Raw genomic sequence first — 24,300 nt, 5'->3', positions numbered from 1 at the left:
TCGGGTACAAGCTGTATGCTTGAAAAATCAAAGCGTTACGGTGCGCAGTGCCGATCGTGACCGGGGCCATAAAGTTTTCGCGATGCACGATATCTTACTGATTATTTTAGGGTAAAGTGCCACGGGAGATCCCGGAGAGCCACGGTTTCCACGTTTTCCCGAGTGTAGTCAAGAGCCTGGATGCGTTCGATGCGCATAGCGGCGCGTGGATCGCGGCCCATCGACCGCTGCTTGCCCTGGTCCACGCCGATCCCGCGAACGGGGATACCGAGGACCTGATCAAACAACTTGCGCAACGCACCAGCGCCGGCTTTTTGGTGGGCGGGTTCGCCAGTTCACGCGGCACCACCTACACGGTCGCTAACGGCCTGCATCAGGACGGCATCTCCGGGGTACTGTTCGCCGAAGAGGTCGGGCTGATCACCCGTCTCAGTCAGGGTTGCTCACCCATCGGTCCGCACCGCACCATCACGGCCGCTCAACGCAACATTCTGATCACGCTGGACGGCCGGCCGGCCCTGGACGTGCTCAAGGAGGATATCGGCGCGGAGTTATCGCGCGACCTGATGCAGATCGGCGGGCAAATCTTTGTCGGGCTGCCCATTCAGGGCTCGGACACCGGCGACTATCTGGTTCGCAATCTGGTCGGCATCGACCCTAACGAGGGCCTGGTGGCGGTGGGTGATGTGGTCGAGCAGGGCCGGGAACTGATGTTCTGCCGACGTGATACGGCTACGGCCCGCGAGGACCTGGATCGGATGTTGCGGTCACTCAAGGGGCGGTTGAGTGCCCCGCCGCGCGGCGGGGTCTACTGTTCCTGTCTGGGGCGCGGCGTCAACCTGTTCGGACCCGAGTCCGCCGAGTTGAAGCAGATCCGCGATACCCTGGGCGATTTCCCGCTGGTCGGCTTCTACGCCAGCGGCGAGATCTCTCAGGATCGGCTTTACGGCTACACCGGGGTCTTAACCCTCTTTACCTGAGTGCGCCGCTGGCCGGGCGGGCTCCGCCCGGCCAGCGCGTGTCAGCTCCCTACGTGTCCTCGCTTTTTCATCAGGTTCATGATGAGTTCAGTGAGAATCAACTCCATTGCATAGATCATCTTGCCACCGGGAATCACCAGGGTGTTGAAGCCGGTGATCATTGTGCCTTCAATCAGACCACGCAGTTGCAGCTTGTATTCCACGCTGGGCTTGGGCTCCAGGAAGTGGATCATCACCATGCTCTGGTCGAGCGTCGGGATATTGGAGACGCAGAAGGGGTTGGAGGTGTCGGTCAGGGGAATGCGCTGGAAGTTGATGTGGGTGCAGGAGAACTGCGGCAGGATGTAATGCATGTAGTCGTGCATACGCCGGTAGATGTTGAACATGACATCCTCCTGGCTATAACCGCGCTCCTTGGTATCGCGCTGGATCTTCTGCACCCACTCCAGGTTGATGGTGGGGCAGACACCGATCAGCAGATCGACCTCTTTCGCCATGTCGATGTCGCCGGCCACCACCCCGCCGTGCAGCCCTTCGTAGAACAGCAGATCCGAGTCCGGCGGGATCGGCTCCCAGTCGGTGAAGGTGCCGGGCTCCTGACCGAATTTGGCCGCCTGCTCCTCGTCGTGAATGTAATGCCGACGCTCACCCGTGCCGGTGCGTCCGTAGTTGCGGAAGAGTTCAAACTGCTTGTCGAACAGGTTGCCCTCCGGGCCGAAATGGCTCAGATTCGTGCCCTCGAGCTTCGTCTTTGCCAACTCCTCCTTCATCTGTTTACGGTTGTAACGATGGAAGCTGTCGCCTTCCACGAAGGCGGCGCGCGCGCCGACCCGGTGGAAGATCTTCTCGACAGCTTTCTTGACGGTGCTGGTACCGGCCCCCGACGAACCGGTGACTGCAACGATGGGGTGATTTCTGGACATGGGGTTCTCCTCGGTCTTTATCGTTGGTTTCTTTGAACTACCGATACCCTTTGCGGGTGTCGCCGCCGATGGCGGGCGCGGGTTGGGGTCGCGGCGCTGTGCCGGCTTCCAAGGTCGGAGGTTTGACCTTTCTAGGATGGTCCGCGAAAGGTCGGTCCGAACGCTTACGCGTCCGAGGGATGAGGTTGGCAACGCTGATAGGTTGGTATGGATCGGATCGCTGATGCCCCTTAACCTTTGTCGCTTTTTCCCCGTCATCCTGCGGGGATAATACTCGATCGAGAGGCCCGGGAACACCGCGCTTTTGTCGGGCGCGGGGGTCAGGCCGCGATCTGTAGGGTCTTCCGCGCGGACCGACGACCGCTTGGACTCCAAATACGCATCGCTGGCCGGAACGATGATCAAGGCCCCAAATGCCGCGTTGACGTCCCTTGCGCAATACCTTGGCTAGTACCGCACGATGAAAGTGCTCGGACCATGTCAACCTAGGCTGCCAACGGCTTTCCCTGGTAGGTCCAGCGGAATGGCTTGGCCATCGTCTTGTTGAAATAGTCGATGAAGTTGTTAATTTTCTTGCACAGGTCTTCGACCGATAAGAAACTGCCGCGTCGAATGACTTTGCGTACCAGAATCGAGAACCAGATTTCGATCTGATTCAGCCATGAGCTATGCTTCGGCGTAAAGTGAAAAACGATGCGATGGGTCGGGTCGCACAGAAACGCTTGGCGGGTCGCCACGGAGTGGAGAATACCGCATTTGCCTTTGACCCCGAGGTCACCTTCAAAACCGATGCTATCGGCTACTAAACGCACGACCGACTCAGAGGAATGGGTGTTGAGATTGTCCATGACTAAGTGCAACGGCGATGGTGGGGAGCACTGCGAGCACTCGGCGATCATCGGGGATAAGAATTGCGTAAAATCGGCTTCGGTGCGCGTCTGGCCAAGTCGCCCTGTGACCTTCCCAGTCGCGACGTCGAACTCGGCAATCAGGGTGTGGGTGCCGTGGCGTTTGTACTCAAACTCGCGGCGCTCGACGCGCCCCGAGGTCATCGGCCGGGTTGGCGCAATGCGTTCAAGTGCTTGAATCCCAGTCATTTCATCAATCGAGGCGGTCTTGATCCCCTCCGCTGCCCGCGCTGGGGCGAGACGATAGGTCTCGCAAATGTCCTGACATTTTTCCGCGAACTGCGCGTCCGGCTTGGCCTCCAGCCAGTATTGCGAGCGATGGGGTTTCAGGTCCGCTTCTTTCAAGAAGCGCCCGATAGAGCGTGGGGAGATCGACTCGACAATGCCCCGTTTCATCGCCTCGTCGGCGATCTCCCATTGCGTCCAATGCGTGATCGCCCGTCCGCTGTCTTGCGGCGCCTCGCAGGCCAGCGCAATGATCGTGCAGATCTGCTCCGCAATGAATGTTGGCGGGGTACCGGAGCGCGGCGCATCGGACAATCGCTCCGCGACGCTCGCGTCCGGGTTCTCCACCCATCGCCGCCGCCACCCTTGGACCGTGGAACGACTGATGCCGAGTTGGTCCGCCGTCGGCCGCACGCCAACACCCTCACCCGCCAGCAAGATAATCCGCACTCGCAGGGCCAATTGCTGTGGGCAGGTCGCTTGTCGCTCAAGCGACTCCAGTTGTCCACGCTCGCGATCGGTGACGGGGACAGGGGCAGGACAAAGCAGGGACATCGCAAAAACCTGAGCAGGTGAGGAAGATTTCTATTTTATAACGTATTCTTCACAAACGGTATTAGGACTTTCATCCTGCGGTACTAGATTTCAAAGTGACAAAATCTAAGTCCATCAATATATTCGGATGGTTCGATTGATAGTTGTTTGATGATGTGAACTTCGTAATGTAACCAGGATACTTGTATGCTTCGCCATTAAATTCCCATCTATACCTTCCCTCCATTAGCTCCAATAGCATATAATCATTAGCTATATATTTTATTTTCCATTTGGTTCCTATCAAATTGAGATCAGGTCCGTCCTGAAGAACATTTTCACTGTCAATATGACGCCATTGCTCGACAATGTCGCCTATTGCAAGCGAATTCGGCAGCCTTGTATGCGGTAAGTCGATCGCCCAAATCAAAAACAATAATAGAGCCGCGATACAATACAATCCCCAGCATGCTAGGCATTTCGGCACTCCTTCAGGAGTTCGCGTATTACATGAAGTGTTTATAAATATCGAAACTCATCCTAAGGATTAGCACCCTTCGTCCGCGGGTTCAATTCAGAAGCCCTCGTTCAGGTTGTTTCCAATAGTCAGAGATTGGACGCAGGGAACTCCGATTTCGCCAGCCCGGTTTCCCGCGCCGCCCTAGGCATCTGCCAAAAATCTCCGGCAGCGTGCTATCTCTCTGCGCTGAACCTTGATCGGTTCGCGCCGCCGCAGACATGCGGATATTTCCTAACGCACTGCAATCAACTCGCGTACCCGCTCGATCATCGGTTCCAGGGCGGCGGCGGCGGCGGGCGTCAGGGTGTAGTTTGAATACTCGAAGAAGGCGCCGGCGGCCGAAACCAGGTAAGCCTCGGGTTCGTGCTGGTAGAGCGCCTGACTCCAGGCGAGGAGTTCCCGCGGGTCCAGGAAGTGGGCCATGCTCGACATGGCGGAGGCGTCCGGGGCAAGGCTGCGGACCCGGACTTCGCCAGGCTCACCATCGACCGTGGCGTCGAGAAAGATCACGCGGTCGGCGGCGACGATGTCTTCCACCAACTCGGCAGTGAGGATATGGCGGGAGATGACGTTAACTCCCGCGGGCAGGGGACCGGCCGCCAGGGCGTCCGCTGCCAGCGGGCCGATGGCGTCGTCGCCGCGGATGGGACTACCGTAGCCGATGATCAGGGTCTTGTGCTGGGTCATGGTTCTTCTTGCAAGTCCGTGCTGGCCGCGAGGGACCATCCGTGGCGACGTGCTTCCGGCATCCTGCCGGAATGACGGGGTATTCCCGCAACTTCAGGTGGAACGCGGGACTAGCCCCGCGTCAACCGATCAACCACCTGACCCGCGGCGTCCTTGAGTTCGATCAGCAGCGGCATTTGCCCGAACGCGTGTGAGGCGCAGGACAGGCAGGGGTCGTAGCAGCGAATGACGGCTTCGACCCGGTTCAGCATGCCTTCCTGGAGGTGGTTGCCGTCGACATAGGCATCCGCGACCTGACGGATGGCCTGGTTCATGGCCAGGTTGTTATGTCCGGTCGCAATGATCAGGTTGACCCAGGTGATGAGTCCGTCGTCGTCGATGCGGTAATGATGCATCAGGGTGCCGCGCGGCGCCTCGGACACACCGATGCCCTCGTCGCGGTTGCTGCGGGCACGGGCGCGGACGCGATGATCCAGGATGTCCGGGTCCTTGAGCAGTCGCTCCATCATCTCGATGGCGAAGATGATTTCAACCAGCCGCGCGTAGTGGTAGTGGAAGCTGCTAGTGATTGGACCGTATTCCTGCAGCATGTGGAACTCGGCCAGGGCCACGTCGGCGTAGGGGGTGCCGCAGGCCTCCGCGTTATTGAGCCGCGCCAGGGGGCCGACCCGATAGACGCCCTTGGGATAGCCCATGGGCTTGTAATAGGGGAACTTCATGTAGCTGAAGTCTTCCACCGCCTCGCCCACCAGACGCTGGTAGTCCACCGTCGGGACCATGTCCTCCACGATCCGCCCCTGGGCGTCCTTGATGCGCAGGAAGCCGTCATAGTGCTCGAGATTGCCCTTGGGCGTGACCAGGCTCATGAACATCGTGGGCCGGGTGCCGAAGTGACTGGTCTCGTCCTTGAATTTGGGGACCAGCGTCTTGAAGAATCCATAGGTACGCTTGGCGATCTCCAGCCCCTCGGGCAGGAGCTTGAGGATCGCTTCGCGCTTCTCCTGGGTCAGGGCCTCGGCGACCCCGCCCGGGACCACCCAGGTGGGATGGATCTTCTTGCCGGCCAGGATCTCGATGATCATCTGGCCGATCTGCCGCAGCCGAATCCCGTCTTTGGCCAGCGCCGGATCCTGACGCATCACCCCGAAGATGTTGCGGGTGGCCGGGTCCGAGTCCCAGCCCAGCAACAGGTCGGGCGAGGAGAGATGGAAGAAGGACAGGGCGTGGGACTGGGTGATCTGGGCGAGGTTCATGATCCGCCGCAGCTTCTCGGCGGTGGGCGGGATGGTGACCGAAAGCAGGTGGTCGCAGGCCTTATTGGAAGCGAGCACGTGGCTGACCGGGCAGATGCCGCAGGTCCGGGCGGTCAGTGCCGGCATCTCGCGGTAGGGGCGACCCTCGCAGAACTTCTCGAAGCCGCGGAACTGGGTGAGGTGAAACCGGGCGTCCTCGACCTCGCCCTGGTCACCGAGTTGGAGTGTGATGCGGGCATGACCCTCGATGCGGGTAACCGGTTCGATGGTGATGGTGCGGCTCATGGATTCATTCCCCTTGGAAAAGTCGGTTTAGAGGGGCGCCGGGTGCGGTACGGGTCACTCGGGCACGGCCCCGCCCTCATTGGCCAGGGCGCGCTCGGTGATCTCGCGGTAGAGCGAGACCATCTGCGCGGCGATGTCATGGAGTTCCGGATGGCGGTCCAAGATCGCCTTATTGTTGTTCGAGTCGTCAAAGACCTCGTTCAGGAAGTCAATGTCGGATTGATTGAGGGTGTCGCCGACGTCGACCTTGGTCTTAATGCCCAGGAGGCGCGGCAGGCGCTGCGTGCGCATCCGGTCAAGCAGGACGACGACCAGTCCGTCTTCGTTATCGGGTCCGTTAGCGGTCATAGGTCTTGGTTCCTCTGCCATCAGGCGCCGAAGCGGGTGACCTGACTAGGGTCGGGCGTGCGTCCCTCAATCAGCTCGTTGAGTACGTAAAAGATGGCGTCGGCGCGGGGCGGACAGCCGGGAACGAAGACGTCGACGTTCACGCAGCCGTGGATCGGCCGCACCTGCTGGAACAGCACCGGCACACCCACCGTCGGCATTTGCGGCTGGACGTCGACATTCTCACGGTAGGCCCGATCGATGACGTCCGCCAGCTTGAAGGGGTTGCGCATGGCCGGGACATTGCCGTTGACGGCACAGTCGCCAAGGCTGATCAGGAGTTTGCAGTGTTTGCGGAACTCCTGAGCATGGTGCAAATCCGACTCGGACGAGATCGAGCCCTCCAAGATACCGACATCCACCTGCTCCGGCAGTTCCTTGGCGTCCACCAGCGGGCTGTAGACGACGTCGATCTTCTGGGCCAGGTCCACCAGGCGCTCGTCCATGTCCAGAAACGACATATGGCAGCCGGAGCAGCCGTCCAGCCAGGCGGTTGCGACGGTGATCCGCGGGGTTGCAGGGGTCGTCATTGGGCGTGCCTCCGGCGGGCAAGGATGGGCAGGAAATGTTGATCTTTGACCATCTCGCCGGCCGAGGTTCCCTGCTTCACCAGGGCACCGGTAGGGCAGACCTGAACGCACTTGCCGCAGCCGGTGCAGGTCTCGCTCTCACCCCAGGGACGGGCCAGGTCGGTGATGACCCGACAGTCGCTGCCGCGGCCCATGACGTCCCAGGTATGTGCGCCTTCGATCTCGTCGCACACCCGTACGCACCGTGTGCAGAGGATGCAGCGATTGTGGTCCAGGCGGAACGTTTCGTGGGACGAGTCCACCTCGTTGCGGACCTGACGGTAGGGCACACGCACATGGTCGACGCCGCATTTTTGAGCCAGCCACTGGAGTTCGCAGTGACCGTTGGAAACGCACACCGAACAGACATGGTTGCGCTCCGCGAAGAGCAATTCCACGATGGTGCGGCGGTAGCGCTGCAGCCGCTCGGTGTTGGTCAGGATATTCATCCCTTCCGCCACGCGGGTGGAGCAGGCGGCGACCAGTCGGCCTTGACCGACGATCTCCACCAGGCAGAGGCGGCAGGCGCCCCAGATGCTCAGGCCATCCATGTAGCAGAGGCTGGGGATCGGGATCTTGTTCTCCCGGCACAATTCGATGACGGTCTCATCGGCGCGGGCCGAGAAATCCTTGCCGTCGATCGTGAGCGTAACGACGCGGACATTGGGTTGTGGGGCGGGTGGGGGCATGGGTGCTCCGGGTGTCGTCGTGTCTCTTTAGTCGGTTGCTGGGTGTTCAGTTATCGATCGGTACGACCGGGAATGACGGACTCAAAATGATTCACTCCGCCCAAAACTCCATATCGAGCAGTTGCGCGATGCTGAACGGGCATTCCGCCGGGAATGTCGCCAACGCAAGGCCGGTTTCCAGGGCCGCGCGGCTGCGCGCCGCCGGGTAACGCCGTCGGAGAATCTCCGGAAGTTGCGTCGCGAGGCTTGGGCTGTCCTCCAGCAATTCAGCGATCTCGTCGCGCGCATTGGCAATGGACAGGCGCCAACTGACGCCGCGCAAGCCCGGCTGATAGCGCCACTTGAGCAAGTGAACGACGAGGACCTTCAGATGACTGCCCAGGGCATGTTTCTGGTTCTTGCCCATGTCATCAAGCTCCTCGGCAACCCGTTCAATGTCGACCTCGGACACCCGTCCGTCGCGCAGCCGGGCCGCGCTTTCCGTCGTCCAGGCGTAGAAGTCCGAATCAGGTTGAGAATGCATCATTCGGCCGTCAACTTCGCCTCATACTCTTCACGGAAATACCGCAAGGTCGACAGCACCGGGTTGGGTGCCGACTGCCCCAGTCCGCACAGGCTGGTGGCCTGGACGACGTCACAGAGTTCTTCCAGCAGGGCCAGGTCCTTGTGGGTGCCCTTGGATTTGGTGATACGATCCAGGAGTTCGTGCATCTGCCAGGTGCCGGTGCGGCAGGGAATGCACTTGCCGCAGGACTCGCTCATACAGAACTCCATGAAATAGCGCGCCACGTCAACCATGTCGCAGGTTTCATCCATGACGATCATGCCGCCGGAGCCCATCATGGTGCCCAGGGTTTTCAGGCTGTCGTAATCGACCGCGATGTCCAGGTGCGCCGCGGGGATACAACCGCCCGAGGGGCCGCCGGTCTGCACCGCCTTGAACGCCTTGCCGCCGGGACAGCCGCCGCCGATCTCTTCGATGATCTCACGCAGCGACATGCCCATCGGGACTTCGATGAGGCCGATGTTCTTGATCGACCCGGCGAGCGCGAAGACCTTGGTGCCTTTGGACTTCGCGGTCCCGATCCCGGCGAACCACTCGCCCCCGTGCGTGATGATCGGGGCGATGTTGGCGAAGGTTTCCACGTTGTTGATGAGGGTGGGATAACCCCAAAGCCCAGCCTCGGCGGGGTAGGGGGGGCGCGGGCGGGGCTGGCCGCGCAGGCCCTCGATACTCGCCATCAGGGCTGTCTCCTCGCCGCACACGAAGGCCCCGGCGCCCAGGCGGATTTCGACCTCGAAGCTGAACTGGGTTTCCGCAATCTTGCTCCCCAGGAAGCCGGACCGCTTGGCCTTGCGGATGGCGAGCTCCATCCGCTGTACGGCCAGCGGATACTCGGCGCGGACATAGACGTAACCCTTGGTGGCGCCGATGGCATAAGCCGCTATGCACATGCCCTCCAGCACCCGGTGCGGGTCGGACTCCAGGACCGCGCGGTCCATGAAGGCGCCCGGATCACCCTCGTCCCCGTTGCAAATGACATACTTCTGATCGGCCGGCATCTTGGCGACCGTGGACCACTTGAGGCCGGTCGGGTAGCCGCCGCCGCCGCGCCCGCGCAGGCCGCTGGTCGTCATCTCGCGCAGCACATCGCCAGGGGTCATCTCGCTCAGTGCTTTGATGAGGCCGGCATAGCCGCCCGCGGCGACGTAGCCGGTAAAGCTCTCCGGGTCGATGAGCCCGGAGTTCTCGCGGACGATCCGCTGCTGACGGGCGAAGAAGGGCTGATCCGTGGGGGTGTGCAGCCGCTCCACCGGCGCACCGCCGACGCTGGCCAGGACGTCCGCGGCGTCCTCCGGCTTGACCTCCCGGTACAGGATCGAATCCGGGATGGCCCCGCCCTTGGGCGCGATGGCCACCATGGGGCCGGCCGAGCACAGGCCCATGCAGCCCACCCCTTTGACCTTGCAGGTCCCGCCGCTATCGCACTCCGCTTTGAGCGCCTCCAGGACCGGCAGCGAGCCGCCGGACTGGCAGGCCGCGGCCACGCAGACCCGGACCTCGTGGGTGATACCGGCGTCGCGCGCGCGGTATTCCTCGGCCTTCTCGGCCAGATCGTCCAGATTCATGCGAGTTCCTCCAATTTGGCCACCAGGCGGTCCGCGGTCTGTTTGCCGGCGAGGTCGCCATCGACGACCACGGCCGGAGCCAGGCTGCAGGCGCCGACGCAGCGGGCGGCGAGCACCGAGAGCCGGTCGTCCTCGGTGGTCTCGCCCGGCTTGACGCCGAAGCGCGCTTCGACGGCATCCACCAGCGATCCCGCGCCTTTGATGTAACAGGCGGTGCCGGTGCAGACCACGCAGGCGTGGCGGCCCTTGGGCTTGAGCATGAAGAGGTGGTAGAAGGTCGCCACCCCGTAGACTTTCGACAGGGGCAGGTCAAGCGACCCGGCGACGAAACGCATCGCGGGCTCGTCCAGATAACCGAAGGACTCCTGGACGCTGTGCAGGGTCTCGATCAAGGCGTGCCCGGCATAGCCGTTGCGACGCATCGCGGCATTGACCAACTTCCAGCGCTTGTCGTCGCTGGGTAGGGCGGGCCTGGTTTGCAGCAAGCTCATGTCCCCTCCTAATCGGGGCCGTCGTAAGGGGTGGGTGTGGCCGTGCGAGTCGCGTTCCCGGTATCCGTCGACGGGACCGGGATTCATGCCGGAGTGACGACACGCTTGGCAAGGTAAAGACTAACGCGCGAACGCCGTCTGGTCCATAGTATGTTTTTGGTTTTTCGATACAAATTATTATTATATTATCGTATTGCGATGAACCATTCGACGCTCCGGCACCTTCCCCGTAGCCCGTAGGATGGGTAGAGCGAAGCGAAACCCATCCCCCCGCTAACGATCGCCTCCTGTCGCATCATCGCGTGGATTCTCCGCAACGGACCGAATTACTCCAAAACGATCCGCTGCCAAGCCCCCGAGCGCCAGCGCAAGGCCATCATGGTTCCCAGGGCGGCCACGTAGACGAGCAACGCGGCCCAGCCCCCCAGGGCACCGAGTCCGAACTGCGGCAGCCAGTCCACCCAGCCCGCTCCGGGGGTGAAGGTCAGCATATGCGCCAGCGGCAGAAAGCCCAGCCAGGACAGGATGAGGGTCATGAGTGCCGGCAGCCGCACGTCTCCGGCCCCGCGCAGCGCAAACCCGCAGCCCAGATTGAGTCCGTCGAAGATCTGGTAGGCGGCGCCGAGCCAGATCAACAGCGCGGCGGTCTCCACCACGGCCCGGGCATGCGGGTCCGCGGGATTGACAAAGAGCGGCATCGACCAGGGCCCCGCCGCGGCCAGGACCAGGCTCACCAGGCCCATATAGGCGACGGTGAGCGCGATGGCCGTGTTGCCCACCCGCCGTGCCCAGTCCCGGTCTCCCGCTCCGATGGACTGGCCAACCAAGGTGGTGCCCGCGCTGGCGATGCCGATCGCCGGCATGTAGGCGATCGAGGTCATCATCATAGTGACCTGGGTGGCGGCCCCGGCGACCGTGCTCAGGTCCACCTGCATCAACTGAAAGAGTCCGGTACCGATCAGATCCGCGGCCGGCAGCAGGCCCATCGGCAGACCCAGGGCCAAGGCCCGAACCATGGTGTCGGATCGCGGCCGCCAGTGGCGGTGACTGGCGAACTCCCGGCGCGTCCTGGGACGCAGAAAGATCCACAGTCCCAACAGAAAACCGAGCGCCTGAGCGGCCGTCGTGGCCCAGGCGATCCCCGCGACACCGAGCCCGAAACCGAACCCCAGGAGCTGATTCAAGACAACGTTCGCCACGCCGACGACGGTCATCAGGGCCAGCGTGACCCCGGTGCGGCCGATGCCGTTATAGAAGCTGGTGAGACACCAGAGCGCCACGCCGGCGACCGATCCGGCGACGCGCGGGAACCAGTAGTCCAGCGCCAGGGTTTCGATCTCGGGCGGGAGCCGCGCCGGTGCGAGAAACCAGCCGCCCGCCAACCCCGCGGCCACGAACAGCGGGCTCATCAGCAGCACCACCCAGAGCCCGCCCCAGACCGATGCGGCCGCCCGTGTGCGGTCTCCGGCGCCGTACGCTTGGGCGACCAGGGTCTGCACCGCCATGGCCGCCCCGCCCACCAGCAGCAGGATCACGATGGTGAACCAGAAAACCCCGCCGACGGCCGCGGTCGCCGCGGCGGAGATGCGGCCGAGGAACCAGGTGTCGGTTAGATTCAGGATCGCCTGAATGCCGCTGTTCAGGAACAGTGGCGCCGCCAGCGCCACGACCGCACCCAGATCCACCCGTCGCCGGCCCGCGTGATCCACACGTAAGGCGGGCAAGGCACGGGGTAGCAGCGGGAGATCGGGGAGGCTGAGGTACATGGAATCGGCGGGAGGGCAAAGCCGCGACCCTGCCTGAGGCGGTCGGTGGAGTCAACCGGCGCGTAATGGTCAAAGCTCCGCGGTTGGCTCGACAACCCGATCGCGGTGACCTAGCATGGCGGTCTTCGCCCATCGACCCGGAGGATGCAGCAGATGGAAGCGCACAAACTCAACACCATTGCGGACCTGTTGGTCAGTCCAGAGGAGCGGGTCGAACTGATCAACGGTGAGATCGTTCGTCGGCCTATGGCGCGCGCCGAGCACGGTGTGGTGCAAGGCAATGCGCGCGAAGAACTCAGCCCGTTCAGCCGCAAATCCGGCCCCGGCGGCTGGTGGATTATCACCGAGGTCAGCGTCGCTTACGAGTTGCATCAGTGCCCCTGCCACGATCTCGCCGGTTGGCGCAAGGAGCGGATGCCGCAGCGCCCGCAAGGCGTCATCGATCTGACGCCGGACTGGGTGTGCGAGATCGTCTCGCCCGGTCACGAGCGTAAGGACACATTCACGTTGTTTCTGCTGTTGCAGCGCCGCCGCGTGCCCTTTTATTGGCTGATCTGGCCCGAGGACCGCACCCTGATCGCCTACCAACTCGACGGCGAGCATTACCGGATCATCGCCACGCTCGCCGAGCCGGTCCGGGCGCGCATCCCGCCGTTCGATGACATCGAACTGGACTTGGCCTACATCCTCGGCGACTGAGTCCGCATCGGAGACTTCATGATAACGACCGTCCCGCCCCGCGTCGTCTGGCTTGTAACAGCCGCTGCCGCCGCGGCCGCGGTGCTGGCCAGCTTGGTTTTGACCGCCTGGCTGGCCCTCGCCCCCTGTCATCTGTGTATCTTCCAGCGGCTGCTCTTCATGCTGATCGCCGGCTTGGGGCTGCTGGCCGCGCTGACCCGCGGCCTGGTCCAAGGCCTCGCGGGGGGGCTGATCGCCCTCGCGGCGGTGGCCGGCGCCGCGAGCGCGGGTTACCAGAGCTGGCTGCAGGAACAGCCGCCGGATTCAATCTCCTGCATCGGCGGCCAGCCGGGGCTGATCGAACGGCTGGTGGAATGGCTTGGCCAGCAGGCCCCGGCGTTGTTCCTTGCCACCGGGTTCTGCGAGGAGAAGGAACTGCTGATACTGGGGCTGTCGCTCGCCAACTGGGCGCTGCTGTGCTTTTTCCTGGCCCTGGCCGCGGCCTGGTGGGCGCTGCGCCGCGGCGCGGGCCTCGATCAAGATCCCGGCCAGTTGGGCTCGCCGGGTGCGTAGTTAGGCCATCCTGGCCTGACACCGTCAGGGCTGGAAGCCCTGACTACGCACGCCGCTGGCCGGGATTACGATCAAGGCCGTGGTGCGCCCCCGCCGGCCCCGCCGGTGCCATGATTTCAAACGACGATCGAACTCGAGGAGACTGATGATGCCCATCACCCGCCGCCGCTTTCAGCGCATCCTGCTCGGTGTGCTCGGTGCTTCCCTGATCCCCCCGGCGCGCGCTGCCGAGCTCATCGAAGGCCGTGACTGGCGTGCGCTGATGCCGCCGCAACCGGTCAAGGACCCCGGTCGGATCGAGGTGCTGGAGTTTTTCTCCTACGGCTGTCCGCATTGCGGTCAGCTCAATCCGCTGATCAAAACCTGGGCCGCGGGCCTGCCGGCCGATGTGACTTTTGAGCGGGTTCCCGTGACCTTCGGCCGCGCGGCCTGGGCGAACGTCTCACGGCTTTATTTCGCGCTGGACCAGATCGGAGATCTGGCGCGCCTGGACCAGTCTGTGTTCGATGCGATCAGCAAGGAGCGCCGCAACCTGTTCACCGAGCAGGCGATCGTTGACTGGGTCGCCGACCAGGGTGTGGATGCGGAGCAATTCAAGGCGGCTTTTTCGGGCTTCACCACCGAGACGCGGTTCATCCGCGCCAATGCGCTGGCCGAGCGCTACAAGGTCGATGCGGTGCCGATGATCGTGGTCGGCGGGCGCTATGTGGTGATGGGCACGGCGGCGAAGGGGTATGAGGACTTGTTCGGCATCGCCGACGGGTTGATCGCCAAGGCGCGGGCCGGCGCCGCGGGCCAGGAAGGTTGAACCTCAGGAGCGTCCTGATGACCAACACGGCACAGGAAAGCCCAGGCTTCCATTTGCGGATCGACCCTTGGGGGCGGCTCGTCTATCGGGACGAGACGGGCGGCGAACATGCCGACGCGGTGCCGGTGCGGGCCTTTCCGATCACCGACCCCGACCACTGGGTGATCCTCTGCGACGCCCAGGGACGGGAGCTGCGTTGTATCGAGGATCTCGCCGCCCTGCCGGACGAGGTCCGTACCGCGCTGGAGGACGAGCTGGCGCGCCGTGAGTTCGTGCCGCAAATTCGGCGGGTGATTCAGGTTTCCAGTTACCTGGAACCCGCACAATGGGAAGTGGAAACCGACCGGGGTCGGACCAGCTTCGTGCTCAAGACCGAGGACGATGTCCGGCGGCTCGGTCCCTACAGCGCACTGCTACTTGATTCCCAGGGGATTCGCTATCTTGTTGCCGATACCCGTAACCTGGATTCGTACGGGCGGCGGGCGGTCGATCGGTACCTTTGATGCGGCAAGGAGCCTCGTTAATAGCCGTCGGAGGTGAGAACCGGACGTAGGGGCGGGTTTCAAACCCGCCCCTATACCAAGGGTCAGTCCGGATATCAGGTACGAAGGCTATACCTTAGAAATTCAAGGAATTTGTTCAGTGAATTGGCCGGGAACAAGGATGCTGATGACTCCCGCCCAGTTGCATATGAGCTTGGAGACGTCGTCCAGGGCCGGCATGTTGCCCAGCATGACCGTCGCCGCGCCGGGCGCCCAGGGGGCCGTGGTCACCGGGATACAGGGCATGGGGGTCAAGACGCCCATTGCGGCGGAGGTGGCCGATGCCACGGTCGGGTTGGCCAGGCTGGTGCACATGCCGAACGGCATGATGTTGACCATCGGCTTGTTGTCCATAATGTTGGCGGCGGGCATGTTGCCGGTCATCATTTGATTGGCCGGCAGCACGGTGAGCGTGCTGGGTGCGAGGCCGAAGCTGCATTGCAGCATGGCGCCGGAGCAGACGTGCATGGGCATTGGAATCTCCTAAGCCGGTGCAACAGGCCGCGCGAGCGTCACCCGCTGTTGGCCGAGTCCGGTCGCGCCGACGGCGAAGCGCAGCAGGGCTTCGCCGCTCTCGTCCGCCGCATAGTAGGCGCTGACCGGGCCGAACAGGGTGCTGAGCTCCCCGGCAGTGCAGGTGGGCAGATAGACACGCAGGACGCGCGGGTCATAGTAGCGGAAAAAGAGCGGCTGACCGTCCGGACCCCAGACTGACAGCAGCGCACGCAAGTGCATGCGCAGGGTACGCAATCCGGCAGCGGAGGTGGCGAGGATGCCCCAATGGCTGCCGACGCCCTGGGTCAGAAACAACCCCGCGAACGGCGAACGGGCCGGCAGTTGCACCAGATAGGGTGCGGCCTGAGCCAACTCGGGTTCCAGTTCGCCGGGCATCAGACAGACATGCGGCAATTGCTGCTCGGTGAGCAGTGTCGGCAGGTTGGCGATGGAGGCGCCGTCGAGCACCGCGTAAAGTCGCAGGCGGTGCTCATCCGCCAGGGACTGCTGGAAGGCTTGCACCAGGGTTTGGTCGATCACGTTGCGGCTCCGTGGGCGCTGGGCGCTCAGTTACCGGTTTGGGCGGCTTGCGCCTGGCGGGCCGCCTCGCATTTGGCACAGAACGGGGTGCCGTTTTCGGCTGCCGTGATCAGGGTCTGAGCCTGCGGATTGGTGGTGGCCGCCTTGACCGCAGCAACTGCCTTGACCGCCGCGGGTAGCGCCGGCGGCTCCTTCGTTGGCGGGGTGCGTGCCGCCGCCGCGGAAACCTGACCCGGATCGGCCGTATCGGCCTCCTTGGGCGCCGTGGGGGCATCGGGCGAGCAGCCGGAGCCGGAGCCGGCCGAGCCGCCGCTATTGATCAGCACCGGAGTGCCGGAAATGGTCACACCGGCCGGACCGACCACGATAAAGCCGCCCCCCGCCTTGAGGGTGACGCTCATTCCCGCCTCGATGACGACATTCATGCCGCCTTTGATGTGGACTTCCTGACCGGCGTCGAGCCCGTATTTGGTTCCGACCTTCTGCTGGAGGTCGATCCCCGCCTTGAGCGAGACCGTGCCGTCCACTTTTTCGTTCTGGTCACCCGCCACGGTCAGGTGCTTGTCGCCGTCGACCTTTTCTAACTGATCGGTGACGACAATCAGGTGACGTTCGTTACCGACCCACTCGTAGGTGTCGTGCTTGATCCGCAGATCCTGGTCCTTTTCGGCGTGGATGAAGAGTTGTTCCGAGCCTTTCTTGTCTTCCAGGCGGATCTCGTTGAAGCCGCCGCCGCCTTTGCTGGAGTTGCTTTTCACCGTCACCATCGTCGCCTTGTCCGGCAGCGTATAAGGCGGCATGCAGTCGGCGTTATAGACACGGCCGGTGATGATCGGCTGATCGGGGTCGCCTTCCAGGAAATCGACGATGACCTCCTGGCCGATACGCGGGATCATCATGCCGCCCCAGCCCTTGCCCGCCCAGACCTGCGCCACGCGGACCCAACAGGAACTGGCCTCATCGGCGCTGGCGTAGCGGTCCCAATGGAACAGGACCTTGACCCGTCCGTACTGGTCGGTCCAAATCTCCTCGCCGGATTTGCCGACCACAATGGCGGTTTGCGGACCCTGGACCACCGGTTTGGGGGTTACGCGCGGCGGGCGGTAGGGAACCTGGGCGTCCATCGCGCTCAGCGTGCATTGGAAGACCGGCCCGGCCGGAACCAGATCGCTCGACCCGAAGTCGTCGGAGCGCAGTTGGTAGTCGGCGGAGAGGATCAGGTACTCGCGATTCTGATCGGCGCGCGGATGTTCGGTCAGGGTGAACAGGCTGCCGCAGGCAAGACCACGGGCATTGCCGGCCGCGCGCGCGATCTCGTGGTCGGCCTGGTTCTCTTCCAGGCGGACGCGCGCGTAACTGTCTCCGTCGCTGGTCTCGATGTAATCGCCCTGGTAATCGAAAACCTCCATTCCCGCCAGCGCGTGGCTCTTGGGTGCACTGCTGCGGGCCAGCAGGCTCTTGCGCGGTGCGGCGAAGTCGAAGGCGTTGTGGGCGAACGCTCCCGAACGGACCGCGTGCGTCACGCTCCAGTCGTTAATGCGCTCGAAGTCACGCGACGCCGCCTCGCCCGGCAGGAAGTAAGGCACCTCCGCGTATCCCGGTGCCGGCGCGTGGGCGCTGTAGCTGTCCGCGAGCACCAGGATGTGTTTGCCGTCCGTGTGTTCGTGGAAATAATAAATGCCTTCATGTTCGAGCAGCCGGCTGACGAAGGCGAGGTTGGTTTCGCGATACTGAACGCAGTAGGTCCATGAGCGGTAGGTGCCGGACAGGCGTTCCTCGAAGTCGGTGAAGCCCTGGTCGCGAAAGATCACTTTGACGATGTCCGGGACGGTCTGATCCTGAAAGATCCGACAGTCGGCCGTGCGCGATAAAAACCAGATCCAGGGCACCAGGTCGGCACGATAGACGCTGTAGTCGCCGTCGAACCCGATGTGTGAGAAGCGGTTGATGTAGCCGTTGAAAAAGCGCCGTTCCTCCGACGACAGCACCAGCGCCACCGTGGCCGGCGTACCCAGGAGATCCGTCGCACTGATGTCGGTTTGCGTGCTCAGCAGCGTGAGTTGGTACTTAAACGGTACGCTGAGATGTTCGGTCGCGGTCATGCTTGCCAAAAGCAGTGCTTCCGGGCCGAGCGCGGTGTTGACTGAGATCGAGCGAGTGGCTTGACTGGGCGGCATGGTATGACCCTGTGTTCAGGTGACCTCAGTATAGCCCGGGCGGCGGGGAAGCGGTCAGTGCCGTGCGCGGATGTCCGACCAGCAGTTCCAAATTTGGGTGGCCGCCGCCGACCGTGTCCCGTCGGCGAGGCTGATGGTGGATGCGCTGCGCTTATCCACCCTACAAAACTACAAAACCGGCTCTGTTGTAGGGTGGATAAGGCGCGCCACTCGGTGTCAGGGACCCGGCACGGCGGTCGCGCGCGCCGCATCCACCAGGGGGCGCGCGATGCCGCCCACATTTGGAATTGCTGATGTCCGACCGGTGGTAGCGGCGTCAGAACCCGCCGCCGGTGCGAAAGCCGCCGCCCCCGCCACTGCCTCCGCCCGTACTGCCGCCGCCCCAGCTCCCGCCACCGCCCCTGCTGCCGCGGCTGATCCGGCCGACAATATCGTCCAGGCTGCCGGTGCCGCCGCCCCAGACGGTCCCGCGGCCGAAACCGCCGGAGCCGAAGTCGGGGTCGGCCTGCTGCGGCCGGTAGCGCTGCTGCTCCTGGAGGATGCGCCAGAGGTTCCGGCGGTCGAGGACGCCGTTGATGAACTGTCCCAGCAACATCGTGATCATGGCATCGTCGCCGAAGGTGGAGCCGGGGCGGTCGTAACGGTGGCGTTTGAAATCGGTGCGCAAGGATTCGACCTCGCTCAGGCGCCGCTGGTGCTGTTCCAGTGCCTCCCGCAAGCCCTGGAGGGCGGCCTCGTCGCGGCGCCGTTCGTCTTCGCGCTGCAGGAGGCGGGCGACGATCAGGTCGTCGTCCGGCAGCGGGGTGGCCAGGGCCTCGCGGCGCAACTCCATGAGATCATCGCGCTGCACCTCGGCCGCCAGGAGGCTGACGGCCTGCTTGGTGTGCTCGTCCTCACCGGCGGCGAAGAGCGCCTTGCGGACCAGGACTTCCTGCTGGTCCGCCTGGAACTGGGTGATGCGCTGGTCGATCGCTTCGAGTGCGGCCTGCTCGGCGGCGAGTTGCGCGTCCAGCGCGGGGATGCCGTCGGCCGTCCGCGCGGCCTCATCCAATGACTTGAGTGCCGCGAACTCGGCCTCGGCCTGGGCTTTGAGGCCCGCCGCGTGGTCGTGCAGCCGCTCCGGGATCTCGTTCAGGCGGGCGTAGTTGGCGCGGGCGTCCGCGTAACCGATGAGGCGGGCGACCTTGCCGTCGAGCAACGCGATCAGGCCGCCCTTGCGATAGTCGGGCAGACCGAAGTTGCGGTCCCACAGGTACATGAAGAGCGGGTCGGCCCGGTAGGAGGCGCCCTTTTGCTCGCGCTCATCGGCGCTGCGCTGCGCTTTCTCGGCGGCGTGCATGGCCATGCGCTCGGCTTCGCGGGCGTGCTCGCGCTGCGCCTGATAAGCCGGGTCGGTTTCCAGCCGGGCCTGGGTCCGCGCCTCGGCCGCGTCCAGCACCGCAGCGGCGCTGTCCACCTGACCGGCCTGGGCGGCGCGCTCGGCTTCCAGGGCCTGGCGGGCGGCGGCGGCTTCCCGGCTCTGCTGCTCGAGTTGCGCGACCGCGGCCTCACGCCGGGCGAGCAGCGGCATGATCTGCTGCTCGGCCTGATCCAGTTGTTTCACCATGGACGCGTCGGCGAGTTGGCCCAAACGGACCCGCGCGAGTTCCCGGTAATCCTGAGTCTGGGCCTGACGCTGCGCGTCGAGCCGCTGATTGACCGACGCGATCTGCGCCTCGACCGCGTCGACCTTGGTCTGCGCCTCGGTCAATGCCTGATCGATCGTGGCCAGAGTCTCTCTACCGGAAACCATGTGCTTCTCCTGGAGCGTCATGAACACAGATGTTTCTCTTCATCTGTGAACATCTGTGACATCTGTGGACAATTCCGGATGGTCGTTTTGCCGAACGGTGATCATGGCCCAATCGCCCTACCACTTCGTAATCGCGCCGCCGGTGGTCTTCATCTCGTACTCGGGTACCAGCGTGCCGCGTGCCTTGTAGCCGAACCGGTCGCGCTCGATGATGCCGTCATCGCGCTTGTCGCGGGCGACGGATTCGAAGGTGCCCTGGTCGACCCGCAGCCCCCAGACCTTGACGCGTTCGATGCGCTTGGTCTCCTCGTTTTCGACCGGCACCGTCAGCACCCGCCCCGCGGGGTCCACCGCTTCCACGATGATGTAGTAGTTGCGGGCCTTGGTGTTCAGATCCGGAATGCGCCAAACGCCGCTCTGCTCGTCGGCACGGTTGACGATCCGCAGCCGGTATTCCTGACCCAAGGCGATGCGCGCGGCCTCCAACTCCGCCATCGCGAGCTTGGCGCCATCCATGTCCTGGTCGCGCAGCGCCGCCTGGCCGGCGTTGAAATAGCGCTCCAGGGTCTTGCGTGCCTGATCGGTTTGCGCCAGGGCGAGCGCCTCGGTATGGACGCGGGCCAGGTCGGCTGGCAAGGCGGCCTTGGGGGCGACAAAGACGAAGTGGTTGATGACGGCAACCAGCATCGCGGCCCCGACCAGACCGCCGATCCACTTGCCCCAGCGTCCGCGGTTGATATAGATCCGGGCCAGCCGGGTGCCGATGGAGTGGGGCGGCGGCTTGTAGGTGAAGCGCTCCTCCTTGAGCGCCGCCACGCCCTGCTCGATCACATGGTCCGGGACCTCGATGCCCTGGGCCGCGTAGATCTTGCGCAGGCGCTCCTTGAGATCCTCCTCCCGGCCCAAGTCGTCCAGTTCGTTCTTGACGATGCGCTCGCGTCGCCGCAGCGTGTCGACCACATCCATGGCGAGCATCACCTCGTCCAGCGGCTGCTGGCCGCCGGCCGCCGGTGCGGGGGCCGCTGTCTTGACCGCCTCCGCCGCCGCGCTCATCGGGCGGCCTGACTCACCAGGCCCTGGCCCTGCTCGGCCAGGCGCGCCAGCTTGCGCTTGCCGTCCTCGACCGCGTCGCGGATTTCATTGGCGTTCTGAGTGCTTTGCTTGCGCATGTCTTCGATGATCTCATGCGAGCGGGTTTGCCAGTTGACCACGGAGTCCACCAGCTTTTTGACCGCGTCGGCACGGACGGTCGGTCCATAGCCGGCCCGCACCGCCGCCTCCTGGACCTTGCCGCCGATGTCGGCCAGGACTTCCAGCGACTTGCTCACGCCCTCCTTCATCGCCTCCACCGTCTGGGTGCCCTCGTGCAGGCCGAACATCCCGGTGAAGGAGGCGCTGAGCGCGGTCAGGACCACCTCGTTGGTGCTGAAGAAGCTGACCGCCTGGGCATAGACCCGCTCCTTGGCGTTGGTGGTCTGGAGCAGGCGCGCCATGACCACCTCGGAGGTGTTGTAGGAGATCGTCAGGTTGTCGGACAGATCCTTCGCGATCTGGTAGCGCTTCTCCTCCAGTTGCAGCGCACGCACCTGCTCGTCACGCACCATCTCCAGGCGGGCGCGGTCGGCCGGTTCCTGCGAGGTGTTGGCTTCCACCGCCTGCATCGCCGCGGCGAGTTCCGCCTTGGCCGCGTCCAGCTTGCCCTGGGCGGTCTTCAGGACTTCCAGTGCCAGGACCTCGGACTGCTTGAGTGCGCCGCGGAAGTCCATGTAGGCATTGAGAATCTTCTGCTCGCGCTGAATCTGATCGTTGGTCGAGGCGGTGACCTCGAGATAAGTGCCCTTGATCTTGTCGAAGCGGCTGGCGATGTCGCCGCGCGTGACCTTCATCCAAACATTGCCCATCCGCTCGAAGGTATCCAGCTTGCCGTCCTCGATCTGATCCACCATCGACTTGGCGTCATCACGAATGCTGTTGAACGCGTTGGTGATCTCCTCGTAGCGGCTGCCGATCTCCATCGCCTCGACCTGTTTGCGCACCACGTCGTTGAAGAGCGACGCCTGATTCAGGGTGCGGGCGATGGCGGTGATCCGCCCCTCGTCCAGCACCGAGATCTGGTTCAGCAGGGCGATGATGGGCTCCACCTGCTTGCCGCTGTCGGTGGGGACCAGTCCCAGATCGTGCAGGCCATTCATGGCCTTGTCCAGATACTGCATGGGGGTCGCGGCGGCAGCGACAGCGGCGGCGTTGGCGGTCGCGGTCTCGGTGGTGCTCATGGTGCCTCCTTAGGACAGGGGTTACGGGACTGCTCTTTTGGTCGTTAGGGCGCCGACACGGACAGGTGCCGCTCCGAGGTTCGGCCTTCTCGCTGCCCCAATGTAGCGCCGAATGGTTGCTTTCTAAACCGCGCCCAGTGCGGTATGCGATGTTTTTGGATGAGACCGGCCCCGGCAGACTCGACGATTGCCGGAGCTGGCGCGGTTTACAGTTTTAAGAAATATAAATTTTAAACCGTGTCTCCACCGAGGTGCGAACGGGGATGTGCCGCTGTCCGGGCGTTGGTAGGCGGCGGGGCAGAACCCGCCCCGTGAACGCGCGCGGCGGGGCGGGATGAGCGGCTGGTACCCGGCGAGACAAGACCTGCCGCGTCTATCCTCCGTCGTCGGCGCCCGGCGCACCCTTCAGTAGACGTCTGAGCCGCTCGACTTCCGCCTGGGCGGCGGCTTCACGTTGCAGCGCGGCCGTTTCTCTCGCCCGCGCCTGTTCTTCCCCAGCCCGCGCCTGTTCTTCCGCGGCCCGCGCTTGCATTTTCTCAGTACGCTCGCGGTTCTCGGATGCCCGCGCCTGCTCCGCCGCCGCCCGTGCCTGTTCTTCCGCCGCCCGTGCCTGTTCTTCCGCAGCCCGCGCCTGCTCTTCCCCAGCCCGTGCCTGTTCTTCCGCAGCCCGCGCCTGCTCCGTCATCGCTTGCGCGCGGATCGCCGCGGCCTCCAACTCTTCAAGACGGCGCTGGATGCTGGACTGCTGGCGCAGGTAGTTCTGGCGCGCCTGGTAGGCGTGGTACTCGCGCTCTTTTTCTGAGAAACCTTTCAGGGTGCTCATGGCTTGTTGCATCTCCTCGGTCTGCATCCACTCGGGCAGGGCGTCGGCGTCGAGGCCCTCGCCCTCGGTGAAGAATTTAAGCCACCGTTCAAGCTCGGTGTCGACCCGCTCGGCCCGCTCCCGCCCGGCGGCGAACTTGCCCAACTCCAAGAGCCAGATGCCCCCATGGTCGAGCAGGGTGCGGCCCTGCTCATCACGCATCCGGAACCGGTGGACATAGTCCGGCAGCCCGCGCCGCAGGGTCTCCCCAAGCAGCCAGATCGAGTAGGCGGGCCGCAACGCGCCGTAGTCCTGGCCGCTCTTGAGCTGGGCGCGGTAGAGGTCCGCCCACCCGTAGAGGATGCGTGCGGGCAGGTCCGGGAGGACCAGCAATTGGATCTCGACCTGGAAGAACCGGCCCTGCGCGTCGCGCGCCTTGACATCGACGATGGACAGTTTATCGTCCAGGAACTCGCGCTCGTTATAGGGGTTCAAGATCTCCACCGCCACCACCGGCGCCGGCAGATCGTCGCCCAGGGCGGCGTTCAGGAAGTGGATCAGCAGCCGACGGTTGCCCTCGGACCCCAGCAGGGCCTTGAAGACACAGTCGATCTTGGGGTCAATGGGGTGTTGCATCGGCAAACTATAGCGCAGTTGGGGGCTGGGTTTGGGTTCGGATGGTGGTGGCCGGTCGTGCCCCCTGCATAGACTGGTTTCCGGGGCGGGACGCCCCGGCTCCTTTAGCACAACATCGGCCGGAAGGTGCCGCCGTCGCCTACCAATCCGACTGATATACTTGGTTGACGGAATGGTTTATTTAAACTAAAAACTACGATTGACTCCGCATAACCTGGCTCCGTTAGGTCCCATTCCAGACCGTCCGATGTAGCGGGGCTGAAGGATCGACCGCTGCCCGTGCGGGCTGGCCTTGCGGTGTCTCCGGCCCGACGGCGGATGGTCACCCGGCGATGCCATCCCGCGCAGGGCGACGGCGCAAGACCAAACATAAGGAACGGGGGGATGCACAATGCAAGGCCACCACCTCAGCGTCACATCTGAATTGCCGCCGGTGCAGACGCGCGCTGACTACACCGGCATCCGCCGAACTCCACTCCGGTCGGACGGGGCATGAGCCCATAGGCGCCAACTTAAGCAACCAGTTGATTTCCTGGCGTACTCAGGAACGCGATGACGGCGGCCGGGAGCGTTTGTAAGCGGCGTCGGCGTGGGCGTTCCGTTATCACCTCAAGGCATGCCGCCCAGCGCTCGGGGC

The 24,300-nt window shown here is 63.8% G+C and carries 23 protein-coding genes; 5 read left to right on the top strand and 18 right to left on the bottom strand.

Annotation, left to right across the window (positions count from 1 at the left end):
• The first annotated feature begins 116 nt into the window (after positions 1-116).
• Positions 117-980: an FIST C-terminal domain-containing protein gene (locus QZY03_RS24320; protein ID WP_295585430.1), complete on the top strand. Its 864-nt coding sequence runs from the start codon at positions 117-119 to the stop codon at positions 978-980.
• A gap of 41 nt (positions 981-1,021) precedes the next feature.
• On the opposite strand, the gene QZY03_RS24315 is transcribed toward QZY03_RS24320, so the two are convergent.
• From QZY03_RS24315 to QZY03_RS24265, 11 genes are all read right to left on the bottom strand, one after another.
• On the bottom strand, positions 1,022-1,903 hold the full coding sequence (locus tag QZY03_RS24315) for a phosphoribulokinase (protein WP_295585428.1): 882 nt from the start codon (positions 1,901-1,903) through the stop codon (positions 1,022-1,024).
• Positions 1,904-2,388: 485 nt separating this feature from the next.
• Positions 2,389-3,591, bottom strand: coding sequence for an IS630 family transposase (locus QZY03_RS24310; protein WP_295585426.1), 1,203 nt, complete (start codon positions 3,589-3,591; stop codon positions 2,389-2,391).
• 730 nt (positions 3,592-4,321) lie between these two features.
• Positions 4,322-4,777, bottom strand: a complete 456-nt coding sequence (locus QZY03_RS24305; protein ID WP_295585424.1) for a hydrogenase maturation protease — start codon at positions 4,775-4,777, stop codon at positions 4,322-4,324.
• A gap of 110 nt (positions 4,778-4,887) precedes the next feature.
• The gene (locus QZY03_RS24300; RefSeq protein ID WP_295585423.1) at positions 4,888-6,315 is read right to left on the bottom strand and encodes a Ni/Fe hydrogenase subunit alpha; all 1,428 of its coding nucleotides are present in this window, start codon (positions 6,313-6,315) and stop codon (positions 4,888-4,890) included.
• A 54-nt stretch (positions 6,316-6,369) separates the two neighbouring features.
• Complete coding sequence (locus QZY03_RS24295; protein WP_295585421.1) at positions 6,370-6,663, bottom strand: hypothetical protein; 294 nt, start codon at positions 6,661-6,663, stop codon at positions 6,370-6,372.
• A gap of 20 nt (positions 6,664-6,683) precedes the next feature.
• Positions 6,684-7,232 carry an NADP oxidoreductase gene (locus QZY03_RS24290; RefSeq protein WP_295585419.1) on the bottom strand — a complete coding sequence of 183 codons (549 nt, stop codon included), beginning with the start codon at positions 7,230-7,232 and terminating at the stop codon, positions 6,684-6,686.
• Positions 7,229-7,960, bottom strand: coding sequence for a bidirectional hydrogenase complex protein HoxU (hoxU, locus tag QZY03_RS24285; protein ID WP_295585417.1), 732 nt, complete (start codon positions 7,958-7,960; stop codon positions 7,229-7,231). The genes QZY03_RS24290 and hoxU overlap by 4 nt, the downstream gene beginning before the upstream one ends.
• 91 nt (positions 7,961-8,051) lie before the next feature.
• Positions 8,052-8,486: a DUF29 domain-containing protein gene (locus tag QZY03_RS24280; RefSeq protein WP_295585415.1), complete on the bottom strand. Its 435-nt coding sequence runs from the start codon at positions 8,484-8,486 to the stop codon at positions 8,052-8,054.
• Positions 8,483-10,090: a NuoF family protein gene (locus QZY03_RS24275; protein WP_295585413.1), complete on the bottom strand. Its 1,608-nt coding sequence runs from the start codon at positions 10,088-10,090 to the stop codon at positions 8,483-8,485. The genes QZY03_RS24280 and QZY03_RS24275 overlap by 4 nt, the downstream gene beginning before the upstream one ends.
• Positions 10,087-10,581: a bidirectional hydrogenase complex protein HoxE gene (gene hoxE, locus QZY03_RS24270; RefSeq protein WP_295585411.1), complete on the bottom strand. Its 495-nt coding sequence runs from the start codon at positions 10,579-10,581 to the stop codon at positions 10,087-10,089. The genes QZY03_RS24275 and hoxE overlap by 4 nt, the downstream gene beginning before the upstream one ends.
• A gap of 326 nt (positions 10,582-10,907) precedes the next feature.
• Positions 10,908-12,347, bottom strand: coding sequence for an MATE family efflux transporter (locus QZY03_RS24265; RefSeq protein ID WP_295585409.1), 1,440 nt, complete (start codon positions 12,345-12,347; stop codon positions 10,908-10,910).
• 153 nt (positions 12,348-12,500) lie between these two features.
• Between QZY03_RS24265 and QZY03_RS24260 the strand changes: the two genes are divergently transcribed.
• The 4 genes from QZY03_RS24260 to QZY03_RS24245 all read left to right on the top strand — a co-directional run bounded on the left by QZY03_RS24260 (position 12,501) and on the right by QZY03_RS24245 (position 14,909).
• On the top strand, positions 12,501-13,046 hold the full coding sequence (locus QZY03_RS24260) for a Uma2 family endonuclease (RefSeq protein WP_295585407.1): 546 nt from the start codon (positions 12,501-12,503) through the stop codon (positions 13,044-13,046).
• A gap of 18 nt (positions 13,047-13,064) precedes the next feature.
• Positions 13,065-13,598 (top strand): disulfide bond formation protein B, encoded by a 534-nt coding sequence (locus tag QZY03_RS24255; protein ID WP_295585405.1) that lies wholly within the window; start codon positions 13,065-13,067, stop codon positions 13,596-13,598.
• A gap of 145 nt (positions 13,599-13,743) precedes the next feature.
• Positions 13,744-14,406 (top strand): thiol:disulfide interchange protein DsbA/DsbL, encoded by a 663-nt coding sequence (locus QZY03_RS24250; protein WP_363182506.1) that lies wholly within the window; start codon positions 13,744-13,746, stop codon positions 14,404-14,406.
• Positions 14,407-14,423: 17 nt separating this feature from the next.
• The gene (locus QZY03_RS24245; RefSeq protein ID WP_295585403.1) at positions 14,424-14,909 is read left to right on the top strand and encodes a DUF1854 domain-containing protein; all 486 of its coding nucleotides are present in this window, start codon (positions 14,424-14,426) and stop codon (positions 14,907-14,909) included.
• Positions 14,910-15,032: 123 nt separating this feature from the next.
• On the opposite strand, the gene QZY03_RS24240 is transcribed toward QZY03_RS24245, so the two are convergent.
• The 7 genes from QZY03_RS24240 to QZY03_RS24210 all read right to left on the bottom strand — a co-directional run bounded on the left by QZY03_RS24240 (position 15,033) and on the right by QZY03_RS24210 (position 23,663).
• On the bottom strand, positions 15,033-15,422 hold the full coding sequence (locus tag QZY03_RS24240) for a DUF4280 domain-containing protein (protein WP_295585401.1): 390 nt from the start codon (positions 15,420-15,422) through the stop codon (positions 15,033-15,035).
• A gap of 9 nt (positions 15,423-15,431) precedes the next feature.
• Entirely contained in the window at positions 15,432-15,983 is a 552-nt protein-coding gene (locus tag QZY03_RS24235) for a DUF4123 domain-containing protein (RefSeq protein WP_295585399.1), read from the bottom strand.
• 26 nt (positions 15,984-16,009) lie between these two features.
• Positions 16,010-18,160 (bottom strand): type VI secretion system Vgr family protein, encoded by a 2,151-nt coding sequence (locus tag QZY03_RS24230; protein WP_295585398.1) that lies wholly within the window; start codon positions 18,158-18,160, stop codon positions 16,010-16,012.
• A 316-nt stretch (positions 18,161-18,476) separates the two neighbouring features.
• Positions 18,477-19,952, bottom strand: coding sequence for a hypothetical protein (locus QZY03_RS24225; protein ID WP_295585396.1), 1,476 nt, complete (start codon positions 19,950-19,952; stop codon positions 18,477-18,479).
• Positions 19,953-20,069: 117 nt separating this feature from the next.
• Positions 20,070-21,005, bottom strand: a complete 936-nt coding sequence (locus tag QZY03_RS24220) for a DUF6384 family protein (RefSeq protein WP_295585394.1) — start codon at positions 21,003-21,005, stop codon at positions 20,070-20,072.
• Complete coding sequence (locus tag QZY03_RS24215; protein WP_295585392.1) at positions 21,002-22,225, bottom strand: cell surface protein; 1,224 nt, start codon at positions 22,223-22,225, stop codon at positions 21,002-21,004. Before QZY03_RS24215 ends, QZY03_RS24220 begins: the two co-directional genes overlap by 4 nt.
• 373 nt (positions 22,226-22,598) lie before the next feature.
• Entirely contained in the window at positions 22,599-23,663 is a 1,065-nt protein-coding gene (locus QZY03_RS24210; RefSeq protein ID WP_295585390.1) for an Rpn family recombination-promoting nuclease/putative transposase, read from the bottom strand.
• Positions 23,664-24,300 lie beyond the last annotated feature (637 nt).

It is taken from the genome of uncultured Lamprocystis sp., assembly GCF_903933125.1.
Lineage (GTDB): Bacteria > Pseudomonadota > Gammaproteobacteria > Chromatiales > Chromatiaceae > Thiodictyon.
The sequence above is the reverse complement of the archived record's forward strand: the minus strand, read 5'-3'. Positions and strand labels throughout refer to the sequence as shown.

Coding starts and splice junctions, on each gene's coding strand:
- QZY03_RS24215 (WP_295585392.1), bottom strand. CDS start 22,225: ATGAGCACCACCGAGACCGCGACCGCCAACGCCGCCGCTGTCGCTGCC.
- QZY03_RS24290 (WP_295585419.1), bottom strand. CDS start 7,232: ATGACGACCCCTGCAACCCCGCGGATCACCGTCGCAACCGCCTGGCTG.
- QZY03_RS24230 (WP_295585398.1), bottom strand. CDS start 18,160: ATGCCGCCCAGTCAAGCCACTCGCTCGATCTCAGTCAACACCGCGCTC.
- QZY03_RS24295 (WP_295585421.1), bottom strand. CDS start 6,663: ATGACCGCTAACGGACCCGATAACGAAGACGGACTGGTCGTCGTCCTG.
- QZY03_RS24240 (WP_295585401.1), bottom strand. CDS start 15,422: ATGCCCATGCACGTCTGCTCCGGCGCCATGCTGCAATGCAGCTTCGGC.
- QZY03_RS24210 (WP_295585390.1), bottom strand. CDS start 23,663: ATGCAACACCCCATTGACCCCAAGATCGACTGTGTCTTCAAGGCCCTG.
- QZY03_RS24305 (WP_295585424.1), bottom strand. CDS start 4,777: ATGACCCAGCACAAGACCCTGATCATCGGCTACGGTAGTCCCATCCGC.
- QZY03_RS24255 (WP_295585405.1), top strand. CDS start 13,065: ATGATAACGACCGTCCCGCCCCGCGTCGTCTGGCTTGTAACAGCCGCT.
- QZY03_RS24275 (WP_295585413.1), bottom strand. CDS start 10,090: ATGAATCTGGACGATCTGGCCGAGAAGGCCGAGGAATACCGCGCGCGC.
- QZY03_RS24315 (WP_295585428.1), bottom strand. CDS start 1,903: ATGTCCAGAAATCACCCCATCGTTGCAGTCACCGGTTCGTCGGGGGCC.
- QZY03_RS24265 (WP_295585409.1), bottom strand. CDS start 12,347: ATGTACCTCAGCCTCCCCGATCTCCCGCTGCTACCCCGTGCCTTGCCC.
- QZY03_RS24280 (WP_295585415.1), bottom strand. CDS start 8,486: ATGATGCATTCTCAACCTGATTCGGACTTCTACGCCTGGACGACGGAA.
- hoxE (WP_295585411.1), bottom strand. CDS start 10,581: ATGAGCTTGCTGCAAACCAGGCCCGCCCTACCCAGCGACGACAAGCGC.
- QZY03_RS24225 (WP_295585396.1), bottom strand. CDS start 19,952: ATGGTTTCCGGTAGAGAGACTCTGGCCACGATCGATCAGGCATTGACC.
- QZY03_RS24220 (WP_295585394.1), bottom strand. CDS start 21,005: ATGAGCGCGGCGGCGGAGGCGGTCAAGACAGCGGCCCCCGCACCGGCG.
- QZY03_RS24310 (WP_295585426.1), bottom strand. CDS start 3,591: ATGTCCCTGCTTTGTCCTGCCCCTGTCCCCGTCACCGATCGCGAGCGT.
- QZY03_RS24300 (WP_295585423.1), bottom strand. CDS start 6,315: ATGAGCCGCACCATCACCATCGAACCGGTTACCCGCATCGAGGGTCAT.
- QZY03_RS24260 (WP_295585407.1), top strand. CDS start 12,501: ATGGAAGCGCACAAACTCAACACCATTGCGGACCTGTTGGTCAGTCCA.
- hoxU (WP_295585417.1), bottom strand. CDS start 7,960: ATGCCCCCACCCGCCCCACAACCCAATGTCCGCGTCGTTACGCTCACG.
- QZY03_RS24250 (WP_363182506.1), top strand. CDS start 13,744: ATGATGCCCATCACCCGCCGCCGCTTTCAGCGCATCCTGCTCGGTGTG.
- QZY03_RS24245 (WP_295585403.1), top strand. CDS start 14,424: ATGACCAACACGGCACAGGAAAGCCCAGGCTTCCATTTGCGGATCGAC.